At 62.8% G+C, this 24,065-nt stretch carries 28 protein-coding genes; 19 read left to right on the top strand and 9 right to left on the bottom strand.

The window, feature by feature from the left end:
- Positions 1-10: 10 nt before the first annotated feature.
- Both M1D43_RS17915 and M1D43_RS17920 read left to right on the top strand, forming a co-directional pair.
- Entirely contained in the window at positions 11-682 is a 672-nt protein-coding gene (locus tag M1D43_RS17915) for a hypothetical protein (RefSeq protein ID WP_010975076.1), read from the top strand.
- The gene (locus M1D43_RS17920; protein ID WP_010975077.1) at positions 679-1,032 is read left to right on the top strand and encodes a hypothetical protein; all 354 of its coding nucleotides are present in this window, start codon (positions 679-681) and stop codon (positions 1,030-1,032) included. Before M1D43_RS17915 ends, M1D43_RS17920 begins: the two co-directional genes overlap by 4 nt.
- Positions 1,033-1,105: 73 nt before the next feature.
- On the opposite strand, the gene M1D43_RS17925 is transcribed toward M1D43_RS17920, so the two are convergent.
- Positions 1,106-1,918, bottom strand: coding sequence for a quinoprotein dehydrogenase-associated SoxYZ-like carrier (locus M1D43_RS17925; protein ID WP_014527592.1), 813 nt, complete (start codon positions 1,916-1,918; stop codon positions 1,106-1,108).
- 173 nt (positions 1,919-2,091) lie between these two features.
- Between M1D43_RS17925 and M1D43_RS17930 the strand changes: the two genes are divergently transcribed.
- Entirely contained in the window at positions 2,092-3,150 is a 1,059-nt protein-coding gene (locus M1D43_RS17930; protein ID WP_013850141.1) for a quinoprotein relay system zinc metallohydrolase 2, read from the top strand.
- 128 nt (positions 3,151-3,278) lie between these two features.
- Here the strand turns inward: M1D43_RS17930 and M1D43_RS17935 are convergent, their stop codons facing one another.
- Positions 3,279-3,920 carry a hypothetical protein gene (locus M1D43_RS17935; protein WP_010975080.1) on the bottom strand — a complete coding sequence of 214 codons (642 nt, stop codon included), beginning with the start codon at positions 3,918-3,920 and terminating at the stop codon, positions 3,279-3,281.
- 169 nt (positions 3,921-4,089) lie between these two features.
- Here M1D43_RS17935 and M1D43_RS17940 point away from each other — a divergent pair, with 169 nt between their 5' ends.
- From M1D43_RS17940 to M1D43_RS17970, 7 genes are all read left to right on the top strand, one after another.
- Positions 4,090-5,217, top strand: a complete 1,128-nt coding sequence (locus tag M1D43_RS17940) for an S-(hydroxymethyl)glutathione dehydrogenase/class III alcohol dehydrogenase (protein WP_010975081.1) — start codon at positions 4,090-4,092, stop codon at positions 5,215-5,217.
- A gap of 8 nt (positions 5,218-5,225) precedes the next feature.
- Entirely contained in the window at positions 5,226-6,056 is an 831-nt protein-coding gene (gene fghA / locus M1D43_RS17945) for an S-formylglutathione hydrolase (RefSeq protein ID WP_013850139.1), read from the top strand.
- A gap of 13 nt (positions 6,057-6,069) precedes the next feature.
- On the top strand, positions 6,070-6,480 hold the full coding sequence (locus tag M1D43_RS17950) for a c-type cytochrome (protein ID WP_010975083.1): 411 nt from the start codon (positions 6,070-6,072) through the stop codon (positions 6,478-6,480).
- Positions 6,481-6,657: 177 nt separating this feature from the next.
- On the top strand, positions 6,658-8,463 hold the full coding sequence (gene xoxF5 / locus M1D43_RS17955; RefSeq protein WP_010975084.1) for a lanthanide-dependent methanol dehydrogenase XoxF5: 1,806 nt from the start codon (positions 6,658-6,660) through the stop codon (positions 8,461-8,463).
- A 77-nt stretch (positions 8,464-8,540) separates the two neighbouring features.
- Positions 8,541-9,071: a c-type cytochrome, methanol metabolism-related gene (locus tag M1D43_RS17960; protein ID WP_027988613.1), complete on the top strand. Its 531-nt coding sequence runs from the start codon at positions 8,541-8,543 to the stop codon at positions 9,069-9,071.
- A complete protein-coding gene (locus tag M1D43_RS17965; RefSeq protein WP_014527590.1) occupies positions 9,028-9,894 on the top strand; it encodes a substrate-binding domain-containing protein in 867 nt (288 codons plus the stop codon). The genes M1D43_RS17960 and M1D43_RS17965 overlap by 44 nt, the downstream gene beginning before the upstream one ends.
- Positions 9,891-10,436 carry a PQQ-dependent catabolism-associated CXXCW motif protein gene (locus tag M1D43_RS17970; protein WP_498814348.1) on the top strand — a complete coding sequence of 182 codons (546 nt, stop codon included), beginning with the start codon at positions 9,891-9,893 and terminating at the stop codon, positions 10,434-10,436. Before M1D43_RS17965 ends, M1D43_RS17970 begins: the two co-directional genes overlap by 4 nt.
- A 173-nt stretch (positions 10,437-10,609) precedes the next feature.
- Here M1D43_RS17970 and M1D43_RS17975 read toward each other — a convergent pair whose 3' ends face one another.
- Positions 10,610-11,131 carry a DUF3280 domain-containing protein gene (locus tag M1D43_RS17975; protein WP_010975088.1) on the bottom strand — a complete coding sequence of 174 codons (522 nt, stop codon included), beginning with the start codon at positions 11,129-11,131 and terminating at the stop codon, positions 10,610-10,612.
- A 126-nt stretch (positions 11,132-11,257) separates the two neighbouring features.
- On the opposite strand from M1D43_RS17975, the gene M1D43_RS17980 reads away from it, so the two are divergent.
- From M1D43_RS17980 to gfa, 9 genes are all read left to right on the top strand, one after another.
- On the top strand, positions 11,258-12,445 hold the full coding sequence (locus M1D43_RS17980; protein ID WP_010975089.1) for an ABC transporter substrate-binding protein: 1,188 nt from the start codon (positions 11,258-11,260) through the stop codon (positions 12,443-12,445).
- Between the two features lies 1 nt (position 12,446).
- Positions 12,447-13,421, top strand: a complete 975-nt coding sequence (locus M1D43_RS17985; protein WP_014527587.1) for a YVTN family beta-propeller repeat protein — start codon at positions 12,447-12,449, stop codon at positions 13,419-13,421.
- A 39-nt stretch (positions 13,422-13,460) separates the two neighbouring features.
- Positions 13,461-13,904, top strand: coding sequence for a cupredoxin domain-containing protein (locus tag M1D43_RS17990; protein ID WP_014527586.1), 444 nt, complete (start codon positions 13,461-13,463; stop codon positions 13,902-13,904).
- Positions 13,905-13,958: 54 nt separating this feature from the next.
- Entirely contained in the window at positions 13,959-14,930 is a 972-nt protein-coding gene (locus M1D43_RS17995) for an ABC transporter substrate-binding protein (protein WP_014527585.1), read from the top strand.
- On the top strand, positions 14,923-15,684 hold the full coding sequence (locus M1D43_RS18000) for an ABC transporter permease (RefSeq protein WP_014527584.1): 762 nt from the start codon (positions 14,923-14,925) through the stop codon (positions 15,682-15,684). The genes M1D43_RS17995 and M1D43_RS18000 overlap by 8 nt, the downstream gene beginning before the upstream one ends.
- Positions 15,681-16,304, top strand: coding sequence for an ABC transporter ATP-binding protein (locus tag M1D43_RS18005; RefSeq protein ID WP_014527583.1), 624 nt, complete (start codon positions 15,681-15,683; stop codon positions 16,302-16,304). The genes M1D43_RS18000 and M1D43_RS18005 overlap by 4 nt, the downstream gene beginning before the upstream one ends.
- Positions 16,301-17,029, top strand: coding sequence for an ABC transporter ATP-binding protein (locus tag M1D43_RS18010; protein WP_027989160.1), 729 nt, complete (start codon positions 16,301-16,303; stop codon positions 17,027-17,029). The genes M1D43_RS18005 and M1D43_RS18010 overlap by 4 nt, the downstream gene beginning before the upstream one ends.
- Complete coding sequence (locus M1D43_RS18015) at positions 17,026-17,817, top strand: ABC transporter permease (protein ID WP_003528734.1); 792 nt, start codon at positions 17,026-17,028, stop codon at positions 17,815-17,817. The genes M1D43_RS18010 and M1D43_RS18015 overlap by 4 nt, the downstream gene beginning before the upstream one ends.
- A 120-nt stretch (positions 17,818-17,937) precedes the next feature.
- Positions 17,938-18,507, top strand: a complete 570-nt coding sequence (gene gfa / locus M1D43_RS18020) for an S-(hydroxymethyl)glutathione synthase (RefSeq protein WP_010975095.1) — start codon at positions 17,938-17,940, stop codon at positions 18,505-18,507.
- A 353-nt stretch (positions 18,508-18,860) separates the two neighbouring features.
- On the opposite strand, the gene M1D43_RS18025 is transcribed toward gfa, so the two are convergent.
- From M1D43_RS18025 to fba, 6 genes are read right to left on the bottom strand one after another with little or no spacing between them, the layout of a single operon-like run.
- Positions 18,861-19,427, bottom strand: a complete 567-nt coding sequence (locus M1D43_RS18025; protein ID WP_014530810.1) for a thioredoxin family protein — start codon at positions 19,425-19,427, stop codon at positions 18,861-18,863.
- A gap of 3 nt (positions 19,428-19,430) precedes the next feature.
- Positions 19,431-20,117: a ribulose-phosphate 3-epimerase gene (rpe, locus tag M1D43_RS18030; RefSeq protein ID WP_014527581.1), complete on the bottom strand. Its 687-nt coding sequence runs from the start codon at positions 20,115-20,117 to the stop codon at positions 19,431-19,433.
- Positions 20,114-21,049: a CbbX protein gene (gene cbbX / locus M1D43_RS18035; RefSeq protein ID WP_010975098.1), complete on the bottom strand. Its 936-nt coding sequence runs from the start codon at positions 21,047-21,049 to the stop codon at positions 20,114-20,116. The genes rpe and cbbX overlap by 4 nt, the downstream gene beginning before the upstream one ends.
- An 11-nt stretch (positions 21,050-21,060) precedes the next feature.
- Positions 21,061-21,450 (bottom strand): ribulose bisphosphate carboxylase small subunit, encoded by a 390-nt coding sequence (locus M1D43_RS18040; RefSeq protein WP_027989161.1) that lies wholly within the window; start codon positions 21,448-21,450, stop codon positions 21,061-21,063.
- Between the two features lie 41 nt (positions 21,451-21,491).
- The gene (locus tag M1D43_RS18045) at positions 21,492-22,952 is read right to left on the bottom strand and encodes a form I ribulose bisphosphate carboxylase large subunit (RefSeq protein WP_010975100.1); all 1,461 of its coding nucleotides are present in this window, start codon (positions 22,950-22,952) and stop codon (positions 21,492-21,494) included.
- 32 nt (positions 22,953-22,984) lie between these two features.
- The gene (gene fba / locus M1D43_RS18050; RefSeq protein ID WP_010975101.1) at positions 22,985-24,064 is read right to left on the bottom strand and encodes a class II fructose-bisphosphate aldolase; all 1,080 of its coding nucleotides are present in this window, start codon (positions 24,062-24,064) and stop codon (positions 22,985-22,987) included.
- Position 24,065: the final 1 nt, after the last annotated feature.

Genomic DNA, 24,065 nt, shown 5'->3' on the forward strand with positions numbered 1-24,065 from the left:
TGGATCTGCGATGCGTATTTTTCTCCTGATCGCTCTATTCCTGCTGGGGTTGGGGCACGGACCCGTGGCTGCTGCGGAGACCTACGAGCTCCTCTTCCATTCGGCGGCGTTGAAAGGGCTGGACGCGGCGAAGCACGGTTCCGAAGCGGAGCAGAGCTCGCTCGTCTACGACAAGGTCGTGTCGGGCGCCGATGCAGGGCAGAGAGCCGGCAGCTTCACGGTCGGTCTCAAGGTCGACGACAATGTCGCGATGACGCTCTACCAGGGCAGCCAGTCCCGGGGGCTCGGCAACTATCCAACCTCGGTCGGCAATCCGCTCATCATGTATTTTCTCGAAAGCGTGCTTTCCGATCTTGCGGCACAATCCGGCGGCAGTCCCTTCTACATGCGCAACCGCGTCAAGGAAGCCCTGCTGCGGGATGCGCAGATCGAGCCGGTATCGCTGCGCTATCACGACCGTGAAATCGCCGCGCGTGAGGTGACGATCCGGCCGTTCGAACACGACAAGGCGCGCGCCCAAATGGGGCGGATCTCGCAATTGTCGCTCGCCGTCACCGTGTCGGAAGAGATTCCCGGCTGGTATTATTCGCTGGTCGCCACCGTTCCTTCGGCGGCGGGCGGGGCCGAGGCCGGCTATTCCCACGCGATCACCTTGAAAGAAGCTGCGGAGGGCCGGCGATGACGCGCGCCGCCTTGGCGGCGCTCGCAGCCGCGTTGGCGGCAACGCCCGCAAGCGGGCAGAGCATGTCTGAGCGCCTCAACGATTATCCCACCGAGGTCCGGGCCGACTATGTGTTCGGTTGCATGGCCGCCAACGGCCAGAGTCGGGAAGTATTGGGCAAATGCGCCTGTTCGATCGATGTGATCGCATCCATCCTGCCCTATGACAAATATGTCCAGGCTGAAACGGTGCTGTCTCTCCAGCAGGGGAGCGGCGAACAGCTGGCCATGTTCAAGTCGGCGGTTGTGCCACGCACCATGGTCGCGGATCTGAGACGCGCCCAGGCGGAGGCGGAGATGCTGTGTTTCTAAAAGCACCTCCAGGAAAAGTGTGCGGCGGTTCTTCGTCGGGAAGTGCGTGGCCTCAGGCTAATTCAGCTCCCATTCAGGCGGGCGGCGTCTTCGGCAGGACGCGGTCGAAGACATTGCCGTCCGTATCGACCGCATGGACCGTGAAGTCCGGGGCACCATTGTCGGTATAGCTGAAGCGGAACACGGGATTTTCACTGATCGATATCCCGCCGTCGAGCGCGAACAAAAGCTCGTCTCCCTGCTTCACGACCAATTCGGTGATGAATTTCGCGCTGACGAAGAGCTGGGTGATCTGGTCCCGCTGGAGACCGGAATAGTTCGGATGGCGGATCATGATCTGCGCCTCGCGGCGGGCTTTTTGTACTTCGCCCTTGCCACCGAAGAGCTTCAGCCGCATCTCTCCCATGTCCTTCAGCGCCGCGACCGGATCCTTTGTGGCGGGCGCCGAGCAGCCGCCGGATGCCTTGACGAAGCGGCCATTCATGAAAATGCCCCGCGGCGTTTCGGCGATCGCTCGGATGTTCGAATATTGGTTGACGCGCACGCGGGTTTCGAATTTCAACGGTGCCATCGCAGGGCCGAAGCGGATTTCGGCGGCTACCGGCGCCGGGTTCTCGTCGATCACCAGCTTGAGGGATTCGATCGGGTCCGCCGCCGCGTCCGTCTGCTCGATCGTTACCGGCACCGTCGCGGCGTCGTTGGCGCGGTAGGGCGCGGTGACGGAGAACAGGGCGGAGCCGTCGAGAATGGCCGCCTCGCCGACGACGTCGCCCTTCAAATCGCGCCAGGTCGTGCCGTCTGCTAGCGGGTTGTTCGGCTTCTCCGGCTCGGCAAGTGCGAGGCTTGCCGTCAGCGTGACGGGAATAAGCGCGAGAATGAGCTTCATGGTTCAAAGCCCCCTTTTTGGACAGGCTGCGAGTATCTTATAGCATAGAACGAGATGCCCGGGAGCAGAAGCGAGCCTTTCGGATATGTTGTCTGGCGCGACCGGCGGCCGCAATCTTGTAGATCGCCGAGTTCGTGTATCGCCCACTTTTTCGAAAATGCCGGGGGCTCGAGGTGTTCGAAGCATTCGTGACGATGTGCATCCTTGCTGCAGCCGTTCCTGACGCGCCGCCGAGCGAGATGTGCCGGGCGGCATTGCTGCCCGGCTTTGCGGCGGAGACGAAAGCGGGGTGCGAGCATGCGTTGCACTCCGTCATACGCAAGCCGGACGACTGGACCGAGAAGCCGCCATTTTGTGCCCCGAGGCCGAAGTCGGCTCTTTCCTTCAGCGAGGCGGCCCCAGGGGTCTTCCTGCATCGCGGCCGGGTGGCGGAGCCGGATGCGGAAAACGGCGGCGACGTGTCCAACTTTGGCTTCGTCGTAGGGTCGCGCAGCATCGCCGTGATCGATTCCGGCGGCGCGCGCAAGCTCGGAGAAGAGATCTATCTGGCGATCCGCGAACGAAGTCGCCTGCCGATCAGCCATCTGGTCCTGACGCATATGCATCCGGACCACGTCTTCGGCGCCGAGCCGCTCCGCGAGGCAGGCGCGGCAGTGCTCGGCCAGGCGAATTTGCCGCGTGCGCTCTCCGACCGCGCCGAAGACTATCGCGCAAGCTACGCCCGTCGGATCGGCGAGGCGGCCTTCCTGGGCAGCCGCATAGTCGCGCCGGATCGGACGATAGCGCAGCAGGAGGCGATCGACCTCGGCGGCAGGGTGCTGGAGCTGCGCGCCTGGCCAACGGCGCACACCTCTACCGACCTCACTGTCTTCGACCGGACGTCCGGTATCCTTTTCGCCGGCGATCTTCTGTTCGACAGGCACGCGCCAGCCCTCGACGGTTCGCTGCGCGGCTGGCTCGCCGTTCTTTCCGAAATGAAGGACCTCGGCGCGCCGAAGGTCGTGCCGGGCCATGGAGGGCCGCTGCTCGACTGGCCGCAGGCCGCCGCGCCGCTCGAACGCTACCTGCGTGTTCTGGAGTCCGATACGAAGAAAGCGCTCGACGACGGCCTGGCGCTCGGGGAAGCAAACGAGGTCATCGGTCAAAGCGAATCGGGCCGATGGCGCCTGTTCGATCTCTTGAACCCGCAAAACGCCACGGCAGCCTATACGGAGATGGAATGGGATCCTTAGAGCCACTCCCGCGAAAGTGTGACGGTTTCCCGTGCGGGAAGTGCGTAGTTTCAAAGCGCTAGCGGGGTGACAAATGCGGAATTGATCCTCTCGGGAGGCACGATGCGCAGATCCGATGCGTTCAGGCGTCAATCAGGCACATGCTTCAGCAGCATCTGTGCGATGGCATAGGCGCGTTTTTCCAGAAGCACCGGCGTTTCGCAGACATAGGTGAGCGCCTGCGAGCGATCGCGATAAATGCGCTCGTCCCAGTCGATCTGTTCCTCCAGCTTGTCGATACGGTCGAAATCGGGGCTTTTCTCCCGCGAGAGCTTCGCCATCTCGACGCGCGCGCCTTCGATGCGCGACGAGAGCGCGATCTGGCTGCGGGAATATCGGGCTATCCCGGCGATCAGCCGCTGTCGGGTCTCGGCGATATTGTCGAACACGCCGTAGAAGATGTTGCCGAGAAGTTGACCGTCGGCCTGCTTGTTCCGCTCGACGAAAGCCCTGACATGCGCGTCGGCCTCTTCCAGGCTGACCCGGCGAAGCGACAATGCTTCCACGAGATCGGTTGCTTCGGGCGAAAGAGGCGTGCGGGTCACCGGCGCGGGCCACATCAGGCTCGCCGACAGGTTCTCGACCTTGCGCTGGATACAGGGCCAGTCGGGATCGGAAAAATCCATTGCTCCTGCGATGCCGGGGGCTTGCGTCAGGCAAAGCGCCAGCCCTAGCGCCAGATTGAGCGGCAAACCGCGCATCCGGCGAAGCGCATGACAGGCGACTCTCATCCTTGATGTCTCCGTGTTCTCACCGGTGTCAGTATAGGGTGACCGGGGGAGAAGCCAAAGGTCGCGTTTTACACACTAAGGTCGCAATTGTCTTTGTGCTTTGGCCCGTCTGTAATCTGTGCACAAGGCCTCACAAGGCCGCTGACATAACGTAGTACCGGAGGCATCCATGCGCACTCGCGCTGCTCTGGCCGTTCAGGCCGGAAAACCCCTTGTCGTGACCGAAGTCGAGCTCGAAGGTCCGCGGGCCGGCGAGGTGCTGGTCGAGGTGAAGGCGACCGGCATCTGCCATACCGACGATTTCACGCTGTCGGGGGCCGATCCGGAGGGGCTGTTCCCGGCGATCCTCGGTCATGAGGGCGCCGGCATCGTCGTCGATGTCGGCCCCGGCGTCACCTCGGTGAAGAAGGGCGACCACGTCATCCCGCTCTATACGCCGGAATGCCGCTCCTGCCCCTCCTGCCTCAGCCGCAAGACCAATCTGTGCACCGCCATCCGCGCCACCCAGGGGCAAGGGCTGATGCCGGACGGCAGCTCGCGGTTCTCGATCAACGGCGACAAGATCCACCATTATATGGGCTGCTCGACCTTTTCGAACTTCACCGTGCTGCCGGAGATCGCGCTCGCCAAGGTCAATCCGGACGCCCCCTTCGACAAGATCTGCTATATCGGCTGCGGCGTCACCACCGGCATCGGCGCGGTGATCAACACCGCCAAGGTCGAGATCGGCGCCACCGCCATCGTCTTCGGTCTCGGCGGCATCGGCCTCAACGTCATCCAGGGGCTTCGCCTTGCCGGCGCCGACATGATCATCGGCGTCGACCTCAACAACGACAAGAAGCCCTGGGGCGAAAAGTTCGGCATGACCCACTTCGTCAATCCGAAGGAGGTCGGCGACGACATCGTCCCCTATCTCGTCAACCTGACGAAGCGCGGTGCCGACCAGATCGGCGGCGCCGACTACACCTTCGACTGCACCGGCAACACCAAGGTCATGCGCCAGGCGCTCGAAGCCTCGCATCGCGGCTGGGGCAAGTCGGTGATCATCGGCGTCGCCGGCGCCGGCCAGGAGATTTCGACCAGGCCGTTCCAGCTCGTCACCGGCCGCACCTGGATGGGCACCGCGTTTGGCGGCGCGCGCGGCCGCACCGACGTGCCGAAGATCGTCGACTGGTACATGGAGGGCAAGATCGAGATCGATCCGATGATCACCCACACCATGCCGCTCGAGGACATCAACAAGGGTTTCGAGCTCATGCATTCCGGCGAGAGCATTCGAAGCGTGGTCCTCTATTGAGCGCGAAGATGGAACTCGTAACGCAAAGCCAATGTTTCGGCGGAACCCAGTCGGTCTACCGCCACGCCTCCGAGGTTTGCGGCGTCGAGATGACATTCGGCCTCTACATGCCGCCACAGGCGCGGACGCGTTCGGTACCGCTCCTGTGGTATCTCTCGGGCCTGACATGCACGCATGAGAACGCCATGATCAAGGCGGGCCTGCAGCGGCACGCGGCCGAGCAGGGGCTGGCGCTGGTTTTCCCCGACACCTCGCCGCGCGGCGAGGGCGTGGCTGACGACGAGGCTTATGATCTCGGTCAGGGTGCGGGCTTCTATGTCAATGCGACGCAGAAGCCCTGGTCGCCGCACTATCGCATGTATGATTATATCGTCACCGAATTGCCCGCCCTTCTGCAGGAGCAGTTGCCGCTCAACGGCGTCAACGGCATTACCGGGCACTCGATGGGCGGCCACGGCGCGCTGACGATCGCCTTCCGCAATCCGGAATTGTTCCGCTCCGTTTCGGCCTTCGCGCCGATCGTGAATCCGACCCGGTCGGACTGGGGGCGCAAGCAGTTCTCGGCCTATCTCGGCGACGACGAGGCCGACTGGGGCAGCTATGACGCCTGCCTGCTTCTCGGCGAGCTCGGCTGGCATGGCGATATCCTGATCGATCAGGGCGCTGCGGACCAGTTTCTGGACGAGCTGCAGCCCGAGGCGATGGCCCGCTTGCTGGCGGAGCGGCGGCAGGCCGGCGTGGTCCGGCTGCAGGCGGGTTACGATCACAGCTATTATTTCGTGGCGAGCTTCGGCGAGGACCACGTGCGCTGGCATGCAGAGCGGCTGAACGCCGCGTAAGGGAGAGGAAAGAATGGCTTTTAGACTTGGTACCCTGCTGACCGCTTTCGTCCTGTTCGGTGGAACTCTTGGCGCTGCTGCGCCGGCTCTTGCCCTGGATCCCTCGGTCGGAGATCCCGGGGCAGGCGAGAAAGTCTTCCGCAAGTGTCAGGCCTGTCACGCCGTCGGTCCGGATGCCAAATCGAAGACCGGACCCTTGCTGAACGGGATAATCGGCCGGTCGGCCGGCAAAGCCGAAGGCTACGCCTACTCGCCGGCGATGAGCAAGGCGGCCGAGGCAGGGCTTACCTGGACGCCGGAGAAGATCGCTGAGTTTCTGACGAGTCCGAAGGGCTTCCTACCCGGCACCAAGATGACCTTTGCGGGTCTGCGCAAGGATCAGGAGCGCGCCGATATAATCGCGTATCTGGCAACCTTTCCCTGATCGAAGAGGAGGAGGCGAAAACAAGGACAGAAGCAAGGTACCCCTGTAGCAGACGGAGCTTTCTCCAGCGGCAGGGGCAGAGTCGCAAGCCGATACCGGGAGATGAGGAGACCGCGAGGTTTTCCCGGAGCGAGCGGGTTCAACGGCCCTATCGGCAGCACCCAAGAGGAGGATGAAATGAAACGACTTCTTACAATGCTTGCCATTATGTCGATAGGCGGCGGTGCACAGGTCGCTTTCGCCAACGATGAGTTGCAGAAGCTCATCGATGACCCCAATCAATGGGCCATCCAGACCGGCGATTATGCCAACCTGCGCTACTCCAAGCTCGACCAGATCAACAAGGACAACGTAGGCAAACTTCAGGTTGCCTGGACCTTCTCGACCGGCGTTCTGCGTGGTCACGAAGGTTCGCCGCTCGTCATCGGCGACCTGATGTACGTCCATACGCCGTTCCCGAACACGGTCTACGCGCTGGATCTCAGCAAGGATGGCCAGATCGTCTGGAAATACGAGCCGAAGCAGGATCCGAACGTGATCCCGGTGATGTGTTGCGACACCGTCAATCGCGGCGTGGCCTATGCGGATAACAAGATCTTCCTGCATCAGGCCGATACGACAGTCGTGGCACTCGACGCCAAGACCGGCAAAGTCATCTGGAGCGTCAAGAACGGCGATGCTACCAAGGGCGAGACGAATACCGCCACCGTCATGCCGGTGAAGGACAAGATTCTCGTCGGCATATCCGGCGGCGAGTTCGGCGTCCGCGGTCACGTGACGGCCTATTCGATGGCAGACGGGAAGGTCCTGTGGCGTGGTTACTCCATGGGGCCGGACAGCGATACGCTGATCGATCCTGAAAAGACCACCCATCTGGGCAAGCCGGTCGGCAAGGACTCCGGCCTCACCACCTGGGAAGGCGATCAGTGGAAGATCGGCGGCGGCACGACCTGGGGCTGGTACTCCTACGATCCGGAAGAAAATCTGGTATACTACGGAACCGGCAACCCTTCGACCTGGAACCCGACCCAGCGGCCGGGCGACAATCGGTGGTCGATGACCATCTTCGCGCGTGATGTCGATACCGGCATGGCCAAATGGCTCTATCAGATGACGCCCCATGACGAATGGGACTATGACGGCGTCAACGAGATGATCCTGACGGAACAGCAGATCGACGGTAAGGACCGCAAGCTGCTGACCCACTTCGACCGGAACGGCTTCGGCTATACGATGGACCGCGTCACTGGCGAACTGCTCGTGGCCGAGAAATACGATCCCACGGTCAACTGGGCAACTGAAGTGGTCATGGATCCGAAGTCCGACAAATACGGTCGGCCTCAGGTCGTGGCACAGTATTCGACCGAGCAAAACGGCGAAGACACCAACACCACCGGCGTCTGCCCGGCGGCACTCGGCACCAAGGACCAGCAGCCTGCGGCCTATTCGCCTAAGACCGAGCTGTTCTATGTGCCCACCAACCACGTCTGCATGGACTACGAGCCGTTCCGGGTAAGCTACACCGCCGGCCAGCCCTATGTCGGGGCCACGCTTTCGATGTACCCGCCGAAGGACAGCCACGGCGGCATGGGCAATTTCATTGCCTGGGACAACAAGGAAGGCAAGATCAAGTGGTCTCTGCCGGAGCCTTTCTCGGTCTGGTCCGGCGCTCTGGCGACAGCCGGCGATGTGGTCTTCTACGGAACGCTCGAGGGCTATCTCAAGGCGGTCGACGCGGCAACCGGCAAGGAGCTCTATCGCTTCAAGACGCCTTCCGGGGTGATCGGCAACGTGATGACCTATGCCCGTGAAGGCAAGCAGTACGTAGCGGTGCTCTCCGGTGTCGGCGGCTGGGCCGGTATCGGTCTGGCAGCGGGCCTGACCAACCCGACTGAAGGTCTGGGAGCCGTCGGCGGCTACTCGGCCCTCAGCAACTACACCGCACTCGGCGGCACGCTCACCGTGTTCAAGCTGCCGGAGTAAGGGGCAAACTTCGCCCGGGAGTTGGCGCGGGCTCATAAAGCCCGCGCCAACTCATACCAGCCCCCAAAGGACGCAAGATGACCAGATCAAGACCAGCCGTACCGATGATCCTCGCCTTTTTGACGTTTATGGCGAGCGCCGCAGGCGCAGACGATGCGCCAAAGGACAACATCACCGCTGTGCGCGACGAAAACGGGCGCTACTACACCGCCGACGACGTTCCCACTTTCAAGATCGCCGAGGACGGCACGGTCGACTGGCTCACCTATTCGGGCTTTCGCCGCTACCACTCGGAATGTCACGTCTGTCATGGCCCGGAGGGCGAGGGGTCGAGCTATGCGCCGGCCTTGAAGACCTCCGCGATCAACATGGACTACTACGATTTCGTCGATGTCGTCACGAACGGGCGCAAGAAGGTGAACGCTGCCGAGAACTCGGTGATGCCTGCCTTCGGCGAGAACGTCAACGTGATGTGTTATCTCGACGACATCTACGTCTATCTGAAAGCGCGCGGAGCCGATGCGCTGCCGCGGGGACGTCCGGCCAAGAAGGAAGCGAAATCCGATGCGATCAAGGAAGCTGAAACGGCTTGTCTCGGTCACGAGTAGCCTCCTGGCAGCCGCCGGCGCTCTCATGGCGGCCGCCGGCTCTCAGCAGGCGGCGGCCCAGACATCGGATCTTGTTTCGAAGACGGCGTTTCGAGTCTGTGCCGATCCGGCCAATCTGCCGATGTCGGATCGTTCGGGTAAGGGCTACGAGAACAGGATCGCCGAACTGATGGCATCCAAGCTCGGTTTGCCGGTGGAGTACACCTGGTTTCCGATGGCGACGGGCTTCGTGCGCAAGACCCTGCAGGCCAATGCCTGCGACGTGGTCATCGGTTTTGCCCAGGGCGATGAGCTGGTCCTGAACACCAACCATTACTATACATCGTCCTATGTGCTGATCGTTGCCTCGGAAGGTCCCCTGGGCGGTGTCACGACGCTTGCCGACCCTCTTCTCAAGGACAAGCGGATCGGCATCGTCGCGGGAACGCCGCCGGCGACGCATATGGCGAGAAACGGACTGCTGCCTAAGGCCAAAGGCTATCATTTGATGGTCGACCGGCGCTACGAGGATCCGGCCGACGACATGCTCGCCGACCTGGAATCCGGCGCCCTCGACGCAGCCATCCTCTGGGGGCCGATCGGCGGTCCGCTCGTCAAGGCAAGCCACCCGAAGCTGAAGGCGACCCCGCTTCTGTCGGAGACCACGCCGCCAAAGCTCTTCTACCGCATCACGATGGGCGTGCGGCAAGGCGAGAAGGTCTGGGAGCGCAAGCTCAATTCTCTCATTCGTCGAAATCAGTCCGAGATCAACGCGATCCTCGCCGATGCCGGCGTGCCGCTCCTGAACGACATGGGAACCGGCCCGCTCGAGGCGCAGCAATGACCCGCCTGCGGCTCCATTCGCTGGTCCTGCTCCTGCTTGCCGCCTTCCCGGCGGCGGCGGCCGAGGAGCCTGCCGGCTACCGCGAGAGCGAGTACCGCGCCGAGGTGCCGGCGACGCTTTCCGGTGCGACGGTCGTGTCGACCGAAGCTGCCCATGCATTGTGGAAGACCGGTCAGGTCGCTTTCATCGACGTTCTACCGCGGCCGCCGAAGCCGACCAATCTCCCCGAGGGGACGGTCTGGAACGAAAAGCCGCGCCTGTCCATTCCATCTGCCCTATGGCTGCCGAATGTCGGCTATGGCCAGCTGGCCGACGCCATGCACGCCTATTTTCGCGCCGGCCTGGAAAAGGCAACCGGTGGCGACAAGGACCGGCCGGTGCTGTTCTTTTGCCTCGACGGCTGCTGGATGTCCTGGAATGCCGGAAAGCGCGCCCTGGAATATGGCTACACACGTGTCTTCTGGTATCCGCAGGGCACCGATGGCTGGACGGCCGCCGGCTATCCCACGGAGCGCATCGAGCCGGAGCCCGCCGGCCGGTGAAATGAGGGGACGTGTCGGAGGACTGCAATCTCTCCGCTTCCGTGGCGCGGGAAGAGTTCTTCCAGCCTAAGGACTTGGTCTGGCTGGATCCCTGTGACGAGCACAGGGATGAGGAGATCAAACAAGCCGCGGCGGGTCATCCCGAACCTCAAAGGGCCTTGATCGGGAATCCTTCAGGATTTGAAGAAGTGGTTTTTCAGGATGTAGCGGATGCCGCGCAGCCAGCTGTCGTCGGTGTTCGAGCGGATGTCGACGGCAAGGCCGCGCAGCATCTCGCCGGAGTCCACGTCGCGCAGCACGAGCTCCACCGATAGGATAAGGTTGGAGATCTTCCGCACTTCGCCGACCAGCACGTAGTCGGCGCCAAGCCGCTCGCCCATGCTCAGGTCGCAGCCGTTGCAGTCGGCGGGATTGACCGTGCTGGCGAGTTCGGCCGCCACTGGCTCGTTCGTGAGAATGACGAAGCCTTCCTGAACGAAGCGGTCGCGCGCTGCGCCTTCCATGAGCTCGAGCCGCGCGGTCTCGTCGGCGCGCACTCCGTTATAGGCGCCCTCCGTCGACAGATCGATGAAGGTCATGCCGAGGAATGCTACCTTGGCGCCCGGCGTGAGCGGCTTGTCCAGCGCGGCACGAGCGAGCGCCGGCAACAGTGCCAGGACAAGGATGGAGACAAGGACTGTCAGGATGTGCCGCATGAAATTCAGCCTAGCACACGCATGTCGCTAAACTACGCTCCTTAAGTATCGGTTTTGCGACCCATACTGCGCTGCTAGTCTCCATTTCCGAGGGAGTGTCAGGAGGATTGGGAGGTCGTTCCGGCAATGCCTAACCTAAAGCTTTTGCTTGCCGTTTTCTGGGCGACGGTGCTGCTCACGTCTCCCTTGCCGGCGGCGGAGGTGAAGACGGCTGTGCTGCGGATCGATCGTGTCGTCGGTCCGCCGATCTCGCGGCTCGATGCGCCGCCCGCCGACCTGGGCTTTGCCGGCGCCATGCTGGGCAACGAGGACAACCGGACCACCGGCGCTTTCACCGGCATGGACTACACCGTGAAAACGCAGGCGGTTGCGCCGGAAGAGGCAGTGGCGGCGCTCGATGGGCTGAAGGCGGAAGGCATCGGGCTCATCGCGGTGATCGCCGAAGGCGACATACTGAAGGCGCTCTCCGACAAGGCCGGACCGGAAGTTCTGCTTTTCAATGCGGGCGCTCGCGACGACGGGCTGCGCGACGCCGACTGCCGGGCCAATGTGCTGCACGTCTCGCCGAGCCGTTCGATGCTCAGCGACAGCATCGTTCAGTTTCTCATGTGGAAGAAATGGCAGCGTATCCTGCTGATCCACGGCTCTCATCCCGAAGACAAGCTGCTTGCCGACAGCTATCGCAAATCGGCCGCCAAGTTCGGCGCTGAGATCGTCGAGGAGCGGGAGTTCGTCGACACCGGCGGCAGCCGGCGCACGGATACCGGTCATGTCATGGTGCAAAAGCAAATTCCCGTCTTCACCCAGGAGGCCGAGGAATACGACGTCATCGTCGCGGCCGACGAGGCGGGCGTTTTCGCGCCCTATCTGCCCTATCACAGCTGGGACCCGAGGCCGGTTGCCGGCTCTGCGGGCCTGCGTCCGGTCTCCTGGCATCCTGCTCACGAGGCCTGGGGTGCGACCCAGTTCCAGCGCCGCTTCGAAAAACTCACCGGCCGCTACATGCGCGAGGAAGATTACCAGGCATGGCTTGCGATGCGGGTGATCGGGGAGGCGGTGACGCGGTCCGGCAAGGCCGATCCCGCAACCGTGCGGGCCTACGCCCTTTCCAAGGATTTCGAACTGGCTGCGTTCAAGGGCCAGAAATTGACCTTCCGCACCTGGAACGGGCAGTTGCGGCAGCCGGTTCTTTTGACCGAGGGCCGGGTGACCGTTTCCGTATCGCCGCAGGACGGCTACCTGCACCAGCATTCGCCGCTCGACACGCTGGGTATCGATGCGCCCGAGACAGCCTGTCACGCATTTGGAGGATAAGATGCTCAGACCCGCACTGGCGATTGTGTCTGCCGTTCTGCTGTCTGCCGGTTCGGCCGAGGCCAACAAAGTCTTCGTGAGCAACGAGCGCGGCAACAACATAACCGTGCTCGACAGTGAAAGCTGGGAAGTGATCGCCACGTTTCCGGCCGGAAACAGGCCGCGCGGCATCACCATCAGTCCGGACGGCAAGGAACTCTACGTCTGCGCGTCGGATGACGACACTGTTCGGGTTTTCGATCCCGAGACCTATAAGGAACTGCACACGTTGCCGTCAGGCCCGGATCCGGAGCTTTTCGCCCTCGATCCTTCGGGCAATCCGCTCTACATCGCCAATGAGGACGACAATCTCGTGACCGTCGTGGACGTCAAGACGCGCCAGGTACTGGCCGAGGTGCCCGTCGGGGTCGAGCCGGAAGGCGTCGCGGTCAGCCCGGATGCAAAGACGATCATCAATACGTCCGAAACCACCAATATGGCGCATTTCATCGACGCCTCGACCTACAAAATCGTGCACAACGTGCTGGTGGACCAGCGGCCGCGCTATGCGGAATTCACGGCAGACGGCAAGAAGCTCTACGTCAGCGCCGAGATCGGCGGCACGGTTTCGGTGATCGACGTGTCGGCGGCCGAGCCGAAAATCACCAAGAAGATCACTTTCGAAGTGCCGGGCGTTCTGCCGGAATGGCTGCAGCCGGTCGGCGTCAAGGCCACCAAGGACGGCTCGCGCATCTTCGTGGCGCTTGGACCCGCAAACCGCGTCGCAGTAATCGACGGGAAGACCGACGAGGTGCTCGATTACCTCCTTGTCGGACAGCGGGTCTGGCAGATGGCATTCACGCCGGGCGAGGAATTCCTGATCACCACCAACGGCAATTCCAATGATGTCAGCATCATCGACGTGAAGGCGGAAAAGGTGATCCGCTCGGTTCAGGTGGGCGAGCAGCCCTGGGGGGTCGTGGTCGCGCCGGATTGAACGGTGCAATTTGCAAATATCAACGGGGAGGAGTTCATCGTGCATAAATCGGTTCTTGCGGCGCTCGCCGCGCTCTCTCTGGCGAGCCCGGCCGTTGCCGCGCCGCTTTGCAGCGACCTCGGCTTTGCCGGCCTGCTTGCCAAATGCAACCGCGGCGAGCCGATCGAGATCACGCTCGCGTCCGGAAAGCCGCTCGGCAAGGGTGCCATTACGCTTCAGTCCGGCGCATACTACGAAATGCAGATCACGGCGGACGGATCGGCGGAGCTGGCGATTACCGGTGCGCCGTTCTTTCGTGCGATCTGGATGAACGAGATCGTTGTCAACGGCATAGAAGTTCGCCCAATGGCGATCGACAGTCTGGAATTCGACGAGGCCGGGACGGCAACCCTGTCCTTCATCGCCGTCAAGCCGGGCAGCTATGAGGTGAAGATTCCGGAAACCTCCGGCGACAGCCAGAAAGTATCGATTTCCATACAGTGAAACGGTCGCCCGAGAAGTCCGCGGGACAGGAGCGGCGGTTCCGGGGAGGAAGAAATGAAGACTTTGAGACTGATCGTGGCCGCTTGCCTGTTCGCATTCGGACCGGCAGCGGCCGCAGCCGAGGAGCTGCCGCAATTGCGGGCGGCCATGCTGGCATCGGGAACCGTCACCTGGGAAATATCCACCATCAAGACTCATGAATTCGACCGCAAGAACGGTTTTGAGCTGACGGTCCAGGACTATGCGGACAACGGCGCGACGCGCGTCGCCTTCGAGGGCGGCGAGGCCGACACCATGGTGGCCGACTGGATCTGGGTGGCCAACCAGCGTGCCTCCGGCAAGGACTATGTTTTCATCCCCTATTCGCGGGCAGTCGGCGGCCTGATGGTCAAGGACGACAGCGGCATCAAGGCACTGCCGGATCTTGCCGGCAAGAAGATCGGCATTGCCGGAGGTCCGCTCGACAAGAGCTGGCTGATCCTGCGCGCCTATGCCAGGCAGCAGCATGACATGGACCTTGCAGCCGAAACCGAGCAGGTGTTCGGCGCTCCGCCTTTGATCTTCAAGTCGGCGCTTTCGGGCGAGACGGCGGGTACGATCAATTTCTGGCACTTTCTCGCGAAGATGAGGGCCAAGGGTATGCATGAACTGGTCTCCGTCTCGGATGCTGCGGCGGCGCTCAAGCTCGATCCCGATACGCCGCTCCTCGGTTACGTGTTGAAGGGCGAATATGCCGCGACCCATCCGGAAATCGTGAAGGGGCTTTACAAGGCCTCGCGCGCGGCCAAGGATCTGCTGCGCGAGAACGACGAGGTGTGGGAGGAATTGCGGGACAAGATGAATGCGGCCGACGACGCTGAATTCATTGCCCTGCGCGACGGCTATCGCGCCGGCATTCCGAGCGGCAAGCCGATCGACGAGGCGGCCGCCGACCGGTTTCTGCGGCTAATGGCGGAACTTGGTGGAGAAGAGCTCGTCGGCAAGGCAACAAGCCTGCCCAGTGGATTGTTCCTGCACCTTGAATAAGACGCTGCAACATCCTGCCTTGGTGCGCGCATTGTCGCTGGGGCTGCTGTTGCTCTTGTGGATAGCGGCCGCCGGCTTCACGGACGACGCGTCGGTCCTGCCGCAGCCCTGGTCGCTCTGGGAACCCTTCGTGCAAGCGGTCAGTTCCGGCGCCTTGCCCTATCACCTGGGAATGACGCTCTGGCGCGTGATCTGCGCATTCGTGCCGGCCATGGTGATCGGCGTGGCGATCGGCTTTCTGATGGGACGCGTTGCCGCCGTCGATCGATGGCTCGACCCATGGCTAGTCGTGTTTCTGAACCTGCCGGCGCTCGTGCTCATCGTGTTGTGCTACATCTGGATCGGCCTCAACGAGACAGCCGCCATTACCGCGGTGGTGCTCAACAAGATCCCGAATGTCGCAACGCTTCTGCGCGAGGGCGCGAGGGCGCTCGACCCGGACCTCGACTCCATGGCGGCGGTTTACCGCATGCGTCCGCTGGCGCGGCTGCGACACGTGATCATGCCGCAGCTTGCGCCCTTCATTGCCGCTGCCGCCCGGTCCGGCATCGCGGTGATATGGAAGATCGTGCTGGTGGTCGAGTTTCTCGGCCGCTCCAGCGGGATCGGATTCCAGATCCATTTCTATTTCCAGCTTTTCAACGTCGCCATGGTGCTTGTCTATGCGCTTTCCTTCATCGGCGTGATGCTGCTGGTGGAGGCCTTCTTCCTGCAGCCGGCCGAACGCCGGGTGCGGCGCTGGAGGACGGCGTGATCAGGATCGATGTCAGACGAAAGGCATTCGGCGAAGAGGAGGTCCTGCGCGACATCCGCTTCGAGATGGAGATCGGCGAGACGGTCGCCATTCTCGGTCCGTCGGGCGTCGGCAAGTCGACGCTGCTTCGTCTCGTCGCCGGCATCGACACCGCTTTCGAGGGCGAGATCACCCGGCCGGAAAACATTGCCATGGTTTTCCAGGAGCCTGTCCTTCTGCCGTGGAGAAGCGTCATCGAGAACCTGACATTGGTGCATCCGCAACTCGGGTCGCAAGCTGCACTCTCAGCGCTGGAGCGGACCGGCATTGCCGACAGGGCCGGGCTCTTTCCCGGCCAGCTGTCGCTCGGCCAGCAGCGGCGGCTGGCGCTGGCGCGGGCCTTTGCCGGCCGGCCGGAGCTTCTCGTCCTGGACGAGCCCTATGTGTCGCTCGATCCTGCGATGGCCGAGGACATGCTGGCCCTGACCGAGGCGCTGATCGCGGAAACGGCCCCTGCCGTCATTCTCGTGACCCATTCGGAGGCCGAGGCGCGGCGGCTCGCCCGGCGCTACCTCCGCCTTGCCGGGAAACCGGCGACGATTATAGAAGAGTTTGCGGCGGCGCCGGGAAGGGCATCATGATCGGGCTCGAGATCAGCCATGTCAGCTACAGCTACGGAAAGTCCCGGGCGCTGGACGATGTCAGCTTCTCCGTCAGGACCGGCCGCTTCTGCGCACTGCTCGGGCCGAACGGCGCCGGCAAATCGACGCTCTTCGCTCTTCTGACGCGGCTGCTCGCGACAAGGGCCGGCACGATCGGCGTGGCCGGCTTCGACATTGCGCGCGAGCCGCGTGCGGCGCTCGCACGCATCGGGGTGGTGTTCCAGCAGCCTACCCTCGATCTCGACATGTCGGTGCGCCGCAACCTGCGCTATTTCGCCGGACTTCATGGCTTGTCGGGGCGGCAGGCCGCTGTGGCGATCGAAGCGGCGCTGACGCAGCTCGGCATGGCCGAGCGGGCCGACGAGCAGGTGCGTGCGCTCAACGGCGGTCACCGGCGGCGCATGGAGATCGCGCGGGCCTTGATCCACAAGCCGCAGATATTGCTGCTCGACGAGCCGACGGTCGGACTGGACGCCGCCTCCCGGCAGGCGATCACCGACCATGTGCATCTGCTTGCCGAGAGCGGGCTTGCGGTCCTCTGGGCGACGCATCTGGTCGACGAGATCCGGCCGGAGGACCAGGTAGTCGTTCTGCATCGCGGCAAGGTGCTGAGCGACGGTACCGCCGCGGAACTCGCGGGCGGGCAGGAGCTCGCCAAGGCGTTCCTGTCGATGACGGCCGAGGGCCGGGAGGTTCCGGCATGAAGGCATGGCTGGTCGCGCTTTCCGCAATCGTCACCCGCGAAAATCTGCGCTTCGTCCGCCAGCGCGGGCGGTTTCTGGCGGCACTCGTGCGCCCGCTCGTTTGGCTGATCGTCTTTGCCGCCGGCTTCCGCGCGGCGCTGGGCGTGTCGATCATCCCGCCCTACCAGACCTATATTACATATGAAGTCTATATCCTTCCGGGGCTCTGCGGCATGATCCAGCTCTTCAACGGCATGCAATCGTCGCTGGCGCTGGTCTATGACCAGGAGATGGGATCCATGCGTCTCCTGCTGACCTCGCCCCTGCCGCGCTGGTGGCTGCTGTTCTCGAAGCTTCTCGCCGGTGTGATAGTCTCCATCCTGCAGGTGGCAGTGTTCCTGGCCATCGCTGCGCTGACCGGCATCACCGTGCCGCCCGTCGGCTATGTCGCGGTGCTGCCCGCCCTGGTCATCAGCGGATTGATGCTCGGGGCCTTCGGCCTGCTGATATCCTCGACCGTCCGGCAACTCGAGAACTTCGCCGGCGTCATGAACTTCGTGATCTTTCCGATGTTCTTCCTTTCCTCGGCACTTTATCCGCTGTGGAAGATGGCCGAGAGTTCGCCGCTTCTGCGCGACATCTGTGCTCTCAATCCGTTTACCTACGCGGTGGAACTGATACGTTTCGCGCTTTACGGCGAACTCAACCTGACGGCTCTCGCCTGGGTCGGCGCGTGCTTCGTCCTGTTCATGCTCGCTGCCCTTTGGGGCTATAATCCAGCCCGCGCCATGCTCCGGTCGAAAGGCTGAGCCCTGCCCTTATTCGGATGTTCGGCGCCGAAAACCGACACTTTCCGCTATATTGCCGCGAGCCGCATTTGCACTGATCCTGCTTGTGAACGAAGGACGTTCAAAGCCGAGGAGGAACCAATGCTCAAGCTACATCCGTCCATCGACAACGGCTTCCCGCCTGCCAGTCCGGGCTTTGCCGGCGGTACGCTGAAATGCAAATGCGCCTCAAATCCGGTGACCGTGCGGATCGGCTCGCAGACGGCGCACAACCACGCCTGCGGCTGCACCAAGTGCTGGAAACCCGAGGGTGCCATCTTCGCGCAGATCGCCGTCGTCGGCCGCGACAACGTGAACGTCACCTCAGGTGCGGAAAAACTGCAGGTCGTCGATCCGAGCGCGACGATCCAGCGTTACGCCTGCCGCGATTGCGGCACGCACATGTATGGCAGGATCGAAAACACCAAGCATCCCTTCTACGGCCTCGACTTCGTCCATACCGAACTCAGCGACGAAACGGGCTGGTCGCCGCCCGAATTCGCAGCCTTCGTTTCTTCGATCATCGAAAGCGGTGTGAACCCGGAGAGCATGCCGGAGATACGCGCAAGGCTGACCGAGCTCGGCCTGCAGCCCTATGATTGTCTGTCTCCGCCGCTGATGGACGCGATCGCCACGCATATCGCCAAACAGACCGGCGCCCTGCCGGCCTGACCCTTTGCACATTGGGGACACCGCGCCACCAGCCGACCGTCTCCTCCCTCGGACCCCGCCCGTCGCCTCTTGTTGGAGAGGCATTTCGACGGGCGGGGGCTGAGGCGTTTTTCTCGACGGGCCCCAGCCTGTGCGCTCGTCTGCCTTGGTATCCTTACATCCTCATTCCTGTGCTTTTCACAGGAATCCAGCCAGACCAAGTCCTTGGGTTGAAAAGACATTCCCGCGCCGCAGACGCGGCGCCGATGGATCTCTGTGACAAGCACAGGGATGAGGTAGAAGGAGGGAGCCTTTGCTCGGCTGTCGTGCATGGTGGCGTATCAGAAGACGCGTGGCGAGATCGTGAACGTCCATCAAACCTGAAAAGCCGAAATCTTCCATTTGATGGTACAGCCTATGGAAGGCTGCTGCTCGGCCGGTCCCTTGCCGAACAGCGCGACCATGACCATGGCCTCGTAGAGATCGCGTCTGAGATCGGCAGGACCGATCTCCTTGCGCGAGGCGTCCAGCCGTCCGCGATATTGCAGCTTCATGTCCTTGTTGAAGCCGAAGAAATCGGGCGTGCAGACGGCGCGGTAGGCCTTGGCGACGGATTGGCCCTCGTCGTGGAGATAAGGAAAGGGCAGGGCATTTTGCGAAGCGAAGCGCTTCATGTTTTCGAACGAGTCCTGCGGGTAATTGCCGGCGTCGTTGGAGTTAACAGCCACGAAGCCGATTCCATGAGCCCTGAGGTCGATCGCGTCCCGAACGATCCGGGCGATGACCGCTTTCACATAGGGGCAGTGATTGCAGATAAAGGCAACGACCAGCCCTTTCGGGCCGGCCTGGCTGAATATGGAGTGGGTGAAGCCATCGACGCCCGGAAGCCTGGCGTCGAACGCGGGCCAGCCGAAATCACAAAGGGGTGGTGTAGCGGCCATGGCTCACGCTGCCTTCCTGATGGCGCCGTCGGAGGCGGCGCGGATAGCCGCGATGTTCCTGGCGTAGTGCTCCTCGCTACCGCCCTTGAAGACCGCCGAGCCGGCAACCAGCACATCGGCCCCGGCCGCGGCAACGAGGGGCGCGGTCTCCGGCGTCACGCCGCCGTCGATCTCTATGTGGATCGGACGGCCGCCGATCATCGACTTCACCCGCCGCACCTTGTCGACCACGGCCGGAATGAAATCCTGGCCGCCGAAGCCGGGATTGACCGTCATCAGGAGGACGAGGTCCAGCCGGTCCAGCACATATTCGATGACGCTCTCCGGCGTCGAGGGGTTGAGCGATACGCCCGCCTTGCAGCCGACGTCGCGGATGGCCTGCAGCGAGCGATCGAGATGCGTGGTCGCCTCCGCATGCACGGTGATGATGTCGCAGCCGGCACAGGCGAAAGCGCCGAGATAGGGCGTGGGTGGTTCGATCATCAGATGGCAATCGAACACCTTGTCGGTGCGGTCCCGCAGCGCCTTGATGACCGGGGGGCCGAAGGTGATGTTGGGCACGAAGTGGCCGTCCATCACGTCGAGATGGATCCAGTCCGCACCGGCCCGGCACACGGCCTCGACCTCTTCGCCGAGCCGCGAGAAATCGGCCGATAGAACCGAAGGCGCAATGATGGTCTTCTCATTCATGGCGATGTCTCCGTATGACTGGGTTCGACCGTGGCGAACACGCGGCTCGCGGCAATGTCCCGGGCCGTGATGGTCGACAGTTGTTCGGCATCGACCGGTCCGGCGCTTTCCTCGAATAGGCGGTTCGCCTGCCGCAACCGGGCCCGGTCCAGCGCGTTTCGGATGGAGCGCGCATTGGCGAAATGCGGCTGGCGCCGGCGGCGCGCGATGTAGTCGCTCATCACCGCAGACGCCTTGCTGTCGAAGCGGTACCCCTGCCGGCTGAGCATGCTCTCGGCGATCGACAGAAGCTCCCCGTTATCATAGTCGGGGAAGTCTATGTGGTGGGCGATGCGCGATCGGAAGCCGGGATTGCTCTCGAAAAACCGGTCCATGCGGTCGGCGTAGCCGGCAAGGATCACGACCAGGTCGTCGCGATTGTTCTCCATCACCTGCAGCAGGATCTCGATCGCTTCCTGGCCGTAATCGCGTTCGTTGTCGGGACGGTAGAGGTAGTAGGCCTCGTCGATGAAGAGCACGCCCCCCATCGCCTTCTTCAGGATCTCCTTGGTCTTGGGTGCGGTGTGGCCGATATATTGCCCGACCAGATCGTCGCGCGTCACCGACACCAGATGGCCCTTGCGGATATAGCCGAGCCTGTGCAGCAGGTTGGCCATGCGCAGCGCCACCGTCGTCTTGCCGGTGCCGGGGTTGCCGGTGAAGCTCATATGCAGCGACGGCGGCTCATGGCTGAGGCCCATTGCACGGCGGGCCCGCTCGACGAGAAGCAGCGCCGCCGTCTCGCGGATACGCTGCTTCACGGGTTTCAAGCCTACGAGTTCCCGGTCCAGTTCGTCGAGGATTTCGGCGACGCCGGAGGCTTGGTATTCCCCAGCGAGGTCGACCGAGGTCGGCAGGCTTTCGGTGTTCGACGGAGCATCCGGCATCAGCATTGTCGCTCCTCCTATCGCTGCGTTTCCCACAGATAGTGCTGGCTGCGGCCGTTGCTCTCCGTCCGGGTCATCCTGAGACTCGGCTCGTTTTCGGGACGGTTGACGATGAACGACATCGTCACCGTCTCCAGGCCGCGGCTGGAATCGAAGGCGTTGAGGCGGATATAGTCCTGCGGATGGGCCTTGCGGCAATCCTCCAGCTCCATCATCACGCCTTTGGCATCCTTGAGGTCGAACATCGGATTGCCCCACATTTCCCAATAGGTGTTTCTGGGATGAGGGTCGTCGGTATACTCGACGCCGATAGCCCAACCCTTTCCAAGGCAATATTCCACCTGCGCCGTGATCTGCTCGTCGGTCAGGTCCGGCAGGAACGAGAAGCATCCCTGGGTGATACGCATGTCGTCTCTCCTTCTCTTCTTGTCCGTCAGGTTAGGGTCTGTCAGGCCGCGGTTACGCTCGGCACGAAATCCGACGTATCGGTCGGGGTGTAGTTGAAGCTGATATTGCCCCAGATATCGAGGGCCGCTTCCAGCGGTTTGCACCACTTCGCCGCCGCCCGCAGGATCTCGGGACCTTCGTGGGCGATGTCGCGGCCCTCGTTGCGGGCAAGCACCATGGCTTCCAGGGCGACGCGATTGGCGGTGGCCCCTGCCTGGATGCCCATCGGATGCCCGATCGTGCCGCCGCCGAACTGCAGTACGACATCGTCGCCGAAAAGATCGAGCAGCTGGTGCATCTGACCGGCATGGATGCCGCCCGAGGCGACGGGCATGACCTTCTTGAGGTCCGCCCAGTCCTGCTCGAAGAACAGACCGCGCGGAAGGTCGACCTCGTTCTTCATTTCGCGGCAGACATTGTAATAGCCCTGCACCGTCGGCGGGTCGCCCTCGAGCTTGCCTACGGCCGTGCCCGCATGCAGGTGGTCGACGCCGGCGAGCCGCAGCCATTTGGCGATCACGCGGAAGGAGATGCCGTGGTTCTTCTGCCGCGTATAGGTGCCGTGACCGGCCCGGTGCATGTGCAGGATCATGTCGTTCTGCCGGCACCATTCCGATATTGACTGGATAGCAGTCCAACCGACGATGAGATCGACCATGACGATGACCGAGCCGAGTTCCTTGGCGAATTCGGCGCGCCGGTACATTTCCTCCATCGTGCCGGCAGTGATGTTGAGGTAGTGCCCCTTCACCTCGCCGGTGACGGCGGAAGCGTGATTGACGGCCTCCATGCAGTAGAGGTAGCGGTCGCGCCAATGCATGAAGGGCTGCGAATTGATGTTCTCGTCGTCCTTCATGAAGTCGAGACCGCCCTTCAGCCCCTCATAGACGACTCGGCCATAGTTCTTGCCAGACAAGCCGAGCTTCGGCTTGGTCGTGGCGCCCAGCAGCGGCTTGCCGAACTTGTCGAGCCGTTCGCGCTCGACGACGATGCCGGTCGGCGGACCCCTGAAGGTCTTCACGTAGGCGACGGGCAGGCGCATATCCTCGAGCCTTGCCGCCTTCAGCGGCTTGAACGAGAAGACGTTGCCGATGATCGATGCCGTCAGGTTCGCGATCGACCCTTCCTCGAAGAGGATGAGGTCGTAGGCGACATAGCAGAAGTACTGCCCCGGCGTTCCCGGCACCGGATCCACCCGGTAGGCCTTGGCGCGGTATTGATCGCAGGCCGTCAGGCGATCGGTCCAGACGACCGTCCATGTGGCCGTCGAGCTTTCGCCGGCAACGGCGGCGGCCGCTTCGATCGGATCGACGCCGTCCTGCGGCGTGATCCGGAAGAGCGCGATCAGGTCGGTGTCCTTCGGCTCGTAGTCTCCGTTCCAGTAGCCCATCTGGGCGTATTTCAGCACGCCTGCCTTGTAACGTTCGCGGCCCTTGATCTCTGTCTTTGCGTCGGCGTTCATAGTATGGGGTCCTTTCCTCTGAATGGATGCGGTCAGGCGGCTTCCGACCGCGCAGACTGGGGTTTCAGGGAGCCGCTTGCGTAGCGGCGGGCCATCTCCGGCATCGGCACGACCTTGATGCGGGATGCGTTTCCGGCGGTGCCGAAGGCCTCGAAACGGGCCTTGCAGACCGCCGACATGGCGTCCATGGCGGGTTTCAGGAATTTGCGCGGGTCGAATTCGCTGCGGCTCGTGTCGGCGACGCGGCGAAAGGCAGCGGCCGCGGCAAGGCGCAGGTCGGTGTCGATATTGACCTTGCGCACGCCGAAGCGGATGCCACGTACGATCTCCTCGACGGGGACGCCGTAGGTCTCGCGCATCTGGCCGCCATGGGCGTTGAAGACGTCCTGCCATTCCTGCGGCACGGAGGAGGAGCCGTGCATCACGATATGAGTGTCCGGCAGCCGCTCATGGATCTTCTCGATCACGTCCATGGCGAGGACTTCGCCGGTCGGCTTGCGGGTAAACTTGTATGCCCCGTGCGAGGTGCCGATGGCGACGGCCAGTGCATCGACGCCGGTCTCGGCGACGAAGCGGGCGGCTTCGTCCGGATCGGTAAGCAGTTGCGAACGGTCGAGCGCGCCTTCGAAGCCGTGGCCGTCCTCGGCCTCGCCGTGGCCGGTCTCGAGCGATCCGAGGCAGCCGAGCTCGCCTTCGACCGAGGCGCCGACCATGTGCGCGAGGCGGCTTACCTCTGCCGTGATCGAGACGTTATAGTCGTAATCGGCAGGGGTCTTGGCATCCTCCTTCAGCGAGCCGTCCATCATGACCGAGGTGAATCCGTGCTGGATCGCCGTGAGGCAGGTCGCGACATTGTTGCCGTGATCCTGGTGGATGCAGAGCGGAATGTCCGGATACATCTCTTCCAGAGCTTCCATCATCTTGGCGAGCATGACGTCGTTTGCGTAGGAGCGGGCGCCACGCGAGACCTGGAGGATCACGGGAGCATCTGAGGCTCGCGCCGCCTCCATGATCGCAAGCCCCTGTTCCATGTTGTTGATGTTGAATGCCGGCACGCCATAGCTGCGTTCGGCGGCGTGATCGAGCAATTGGCGAAGCGTGATGCGGGCCATT

This window comes from Ensifer sp. R1-3 (genome assembly GCF_056739175.1).

What these genes read in the sequence shown, in the direction of transcription:
- M1D43_RS17925 (WP_014527592.1), bottom strand. Translation starts at nt 1,918, where the DNA reads ATGAAGCTCATTCTCGCGCTTATTCCCGTCACGCTGACGGCAAGCCTC.
- M1D43_RS17965 (WP_014527590.1), top strand. Translation starts at nt 9,028, where the DNA reads ATGCGATCAAGGAAGCTGAAACGGCTTGTCTCGGTCACGAGTAGCCTC.
- M1D43_RS17940 (WP_010975081.1), top strand. Translation starts at nt 4,090, where the DNA reads ATGCGCACTCGCGCTGCTCTGGCCGTTCAGGCCGGAAAACCCCTTGTC.
- M1D43_RS17980 (WP_010975089.1), top strand. Translation starts at nt 11,258, where the DNA reads ATGCCTAACCTAAAGCTTTTGCTTGCCGTTTTCTGGGCGACGGTGCTG.
- cbbX (WP_010975098.1), bottom strand. Translation starts at nt 21,049, where the DNA reads ATGCTGATGCCGGATGCTCCGTCGAACACCGAAAGCCTGCCGACCTCG.
- M1D43_RS18040 (WP_027989161.1), bottom strand. Translation starts at nt 21,450, where the DNA reads ATGCGTATCACCCAGGGATGCTTCTCGTTCCTGCCGGACCTGACCGAC.
- M1D43_RS18015 (WP_003528734.1), top strand. Translation starts at nt 17,026, where the DNA reads ATGAAGGCATGGCTGGTCGCGCTTTCCGCAATCGTCACCCGCGAAAAT.
- fba (WP_010975101.1), bottom strand. Translation starts at nt 24,064, where the DNA reads ATGGCCCGCATCACGCTTCGCCAATTGCTCGATCACGCCGCCGAACGC.
- xoxF5 (WP_010975084.1), top strand. Translation starts at nt 6,658, where the DNA reads ATGAAACGACTTCTTACAATGCTTGCCATTATGTCGATAGGCGGCGGT.
- M1D43_RS18010 (WP_027989160.1), top strand. Translation starts at nt 16,301, where the DNA reads ATGATCGGGCTCGAGATCAGCCATGTCAGCTACAGCTACGGAAAGTCC.
- gfa (WP_010975095.1), top strand. Translation starts at nt 17,938, where the DNA reads ATGCTCAAGCTACATCCGTCCATCGACAACGGCTTCCCGCCTGCCAGT.
- M1D43_RS18045 (WP_010975100.1), bottom strand. Translation starts at nt 22,952, where the DNA reads ATGAACGCCGACGCAAAGACAGAGATCAAGGGCCGCGAACGTTACAAG.
- fghA (WP_013850139.1), top strand. Translation starts at nt 5,226, where the DNA reads ATGGAACTCGTAACGCAAAGCCAATGTTTCGGCGGAACCCAGTCGGTC.
- M1D43_RS17935 (WP_010975080.1), bottom strand. Translation starts at nt 3,920, where the DNA reads ATGAGAGTCGCCTGTCATGCGCTTCGCCGGATGCGCGGTTTGCCGCTC.
- M1D43_RS17985 (WP_014527587.1), top strand. Translation starts at nt 12,447, where the DNA reads ATGCTCAGACCCGCACTGGCGATTGTGTCTGCCGTTCTGCTGTCTGCC.
- M1D43_RS18025 (WP_014530810.1), bottom strand. Translation starts at nt 19,427, where the DNA reads ATGGCCGCTACACCACCCCTTTGTGATTTCGGCTGGCCCGCGTTCGAC.
- M1D43_RS17950 (WP_010975083.1), top strand. Translation starts at nt 6,070, where the DNA reads ATGGCTTTTAGACTTGGTACCCTGCTGACCGCTTTCGTCCTGTTCGGT.
- M1D43_RS17975 (WP_010975088.1), bottom strand. Translation starts at nt 11,131, where the DNA reads ATGCGGCACATCCTGACAGTCCTTGTCTCCATCCTTGTCCTGGCACTG.
- M1D43_RS17960 (WP_027988613.1), top strand. Translation starts at nt 8,541, where the DNA reads ATGACCAGATCAAGACCAGCCGTACCGATGATCCTCGCCTTTTTGACG.
- M1D43_RS17995 (WP_014527585.1), top strand. Translation starts at nt 13,959, where the DNA reads ATGAAGACTTTGAGACTGATCGTGGCCGCTTGCCTGTTCGCATTCGGA.
- M1D43_RS17915 (WP_010975076.1), top strand. Translation starts at nt 11, where the DNA reads ATGCGTATTTTTCTCCTGATCGCTCTATTCCTGCTGGGGTTGGGGCAC.
- M1D43_RS17970 (WP_498814348.1), top strand. Translation starts at nt 9,891, where the DNA reads ATGACCCGCCTGCGGCTCCATTCGCTGGTCCTGCTCCTGCTTGCCGCC.
- M1D43_RS17920 (WP_010975077.1), top strand. Translation starts at nt 679, where the DNA reads ATGACGCGCGCCGCCTTGGCGGCGCTCGCAGCCGCGTTGGCGGCAACG.
- rpe (WP_014527581.1), bottom strand. Translation starts at nt 20,117, where the DNA reads ATGAATGAGAAGACCATCATTGCGCCTTCGGTTCTATCGGCCGATTTC.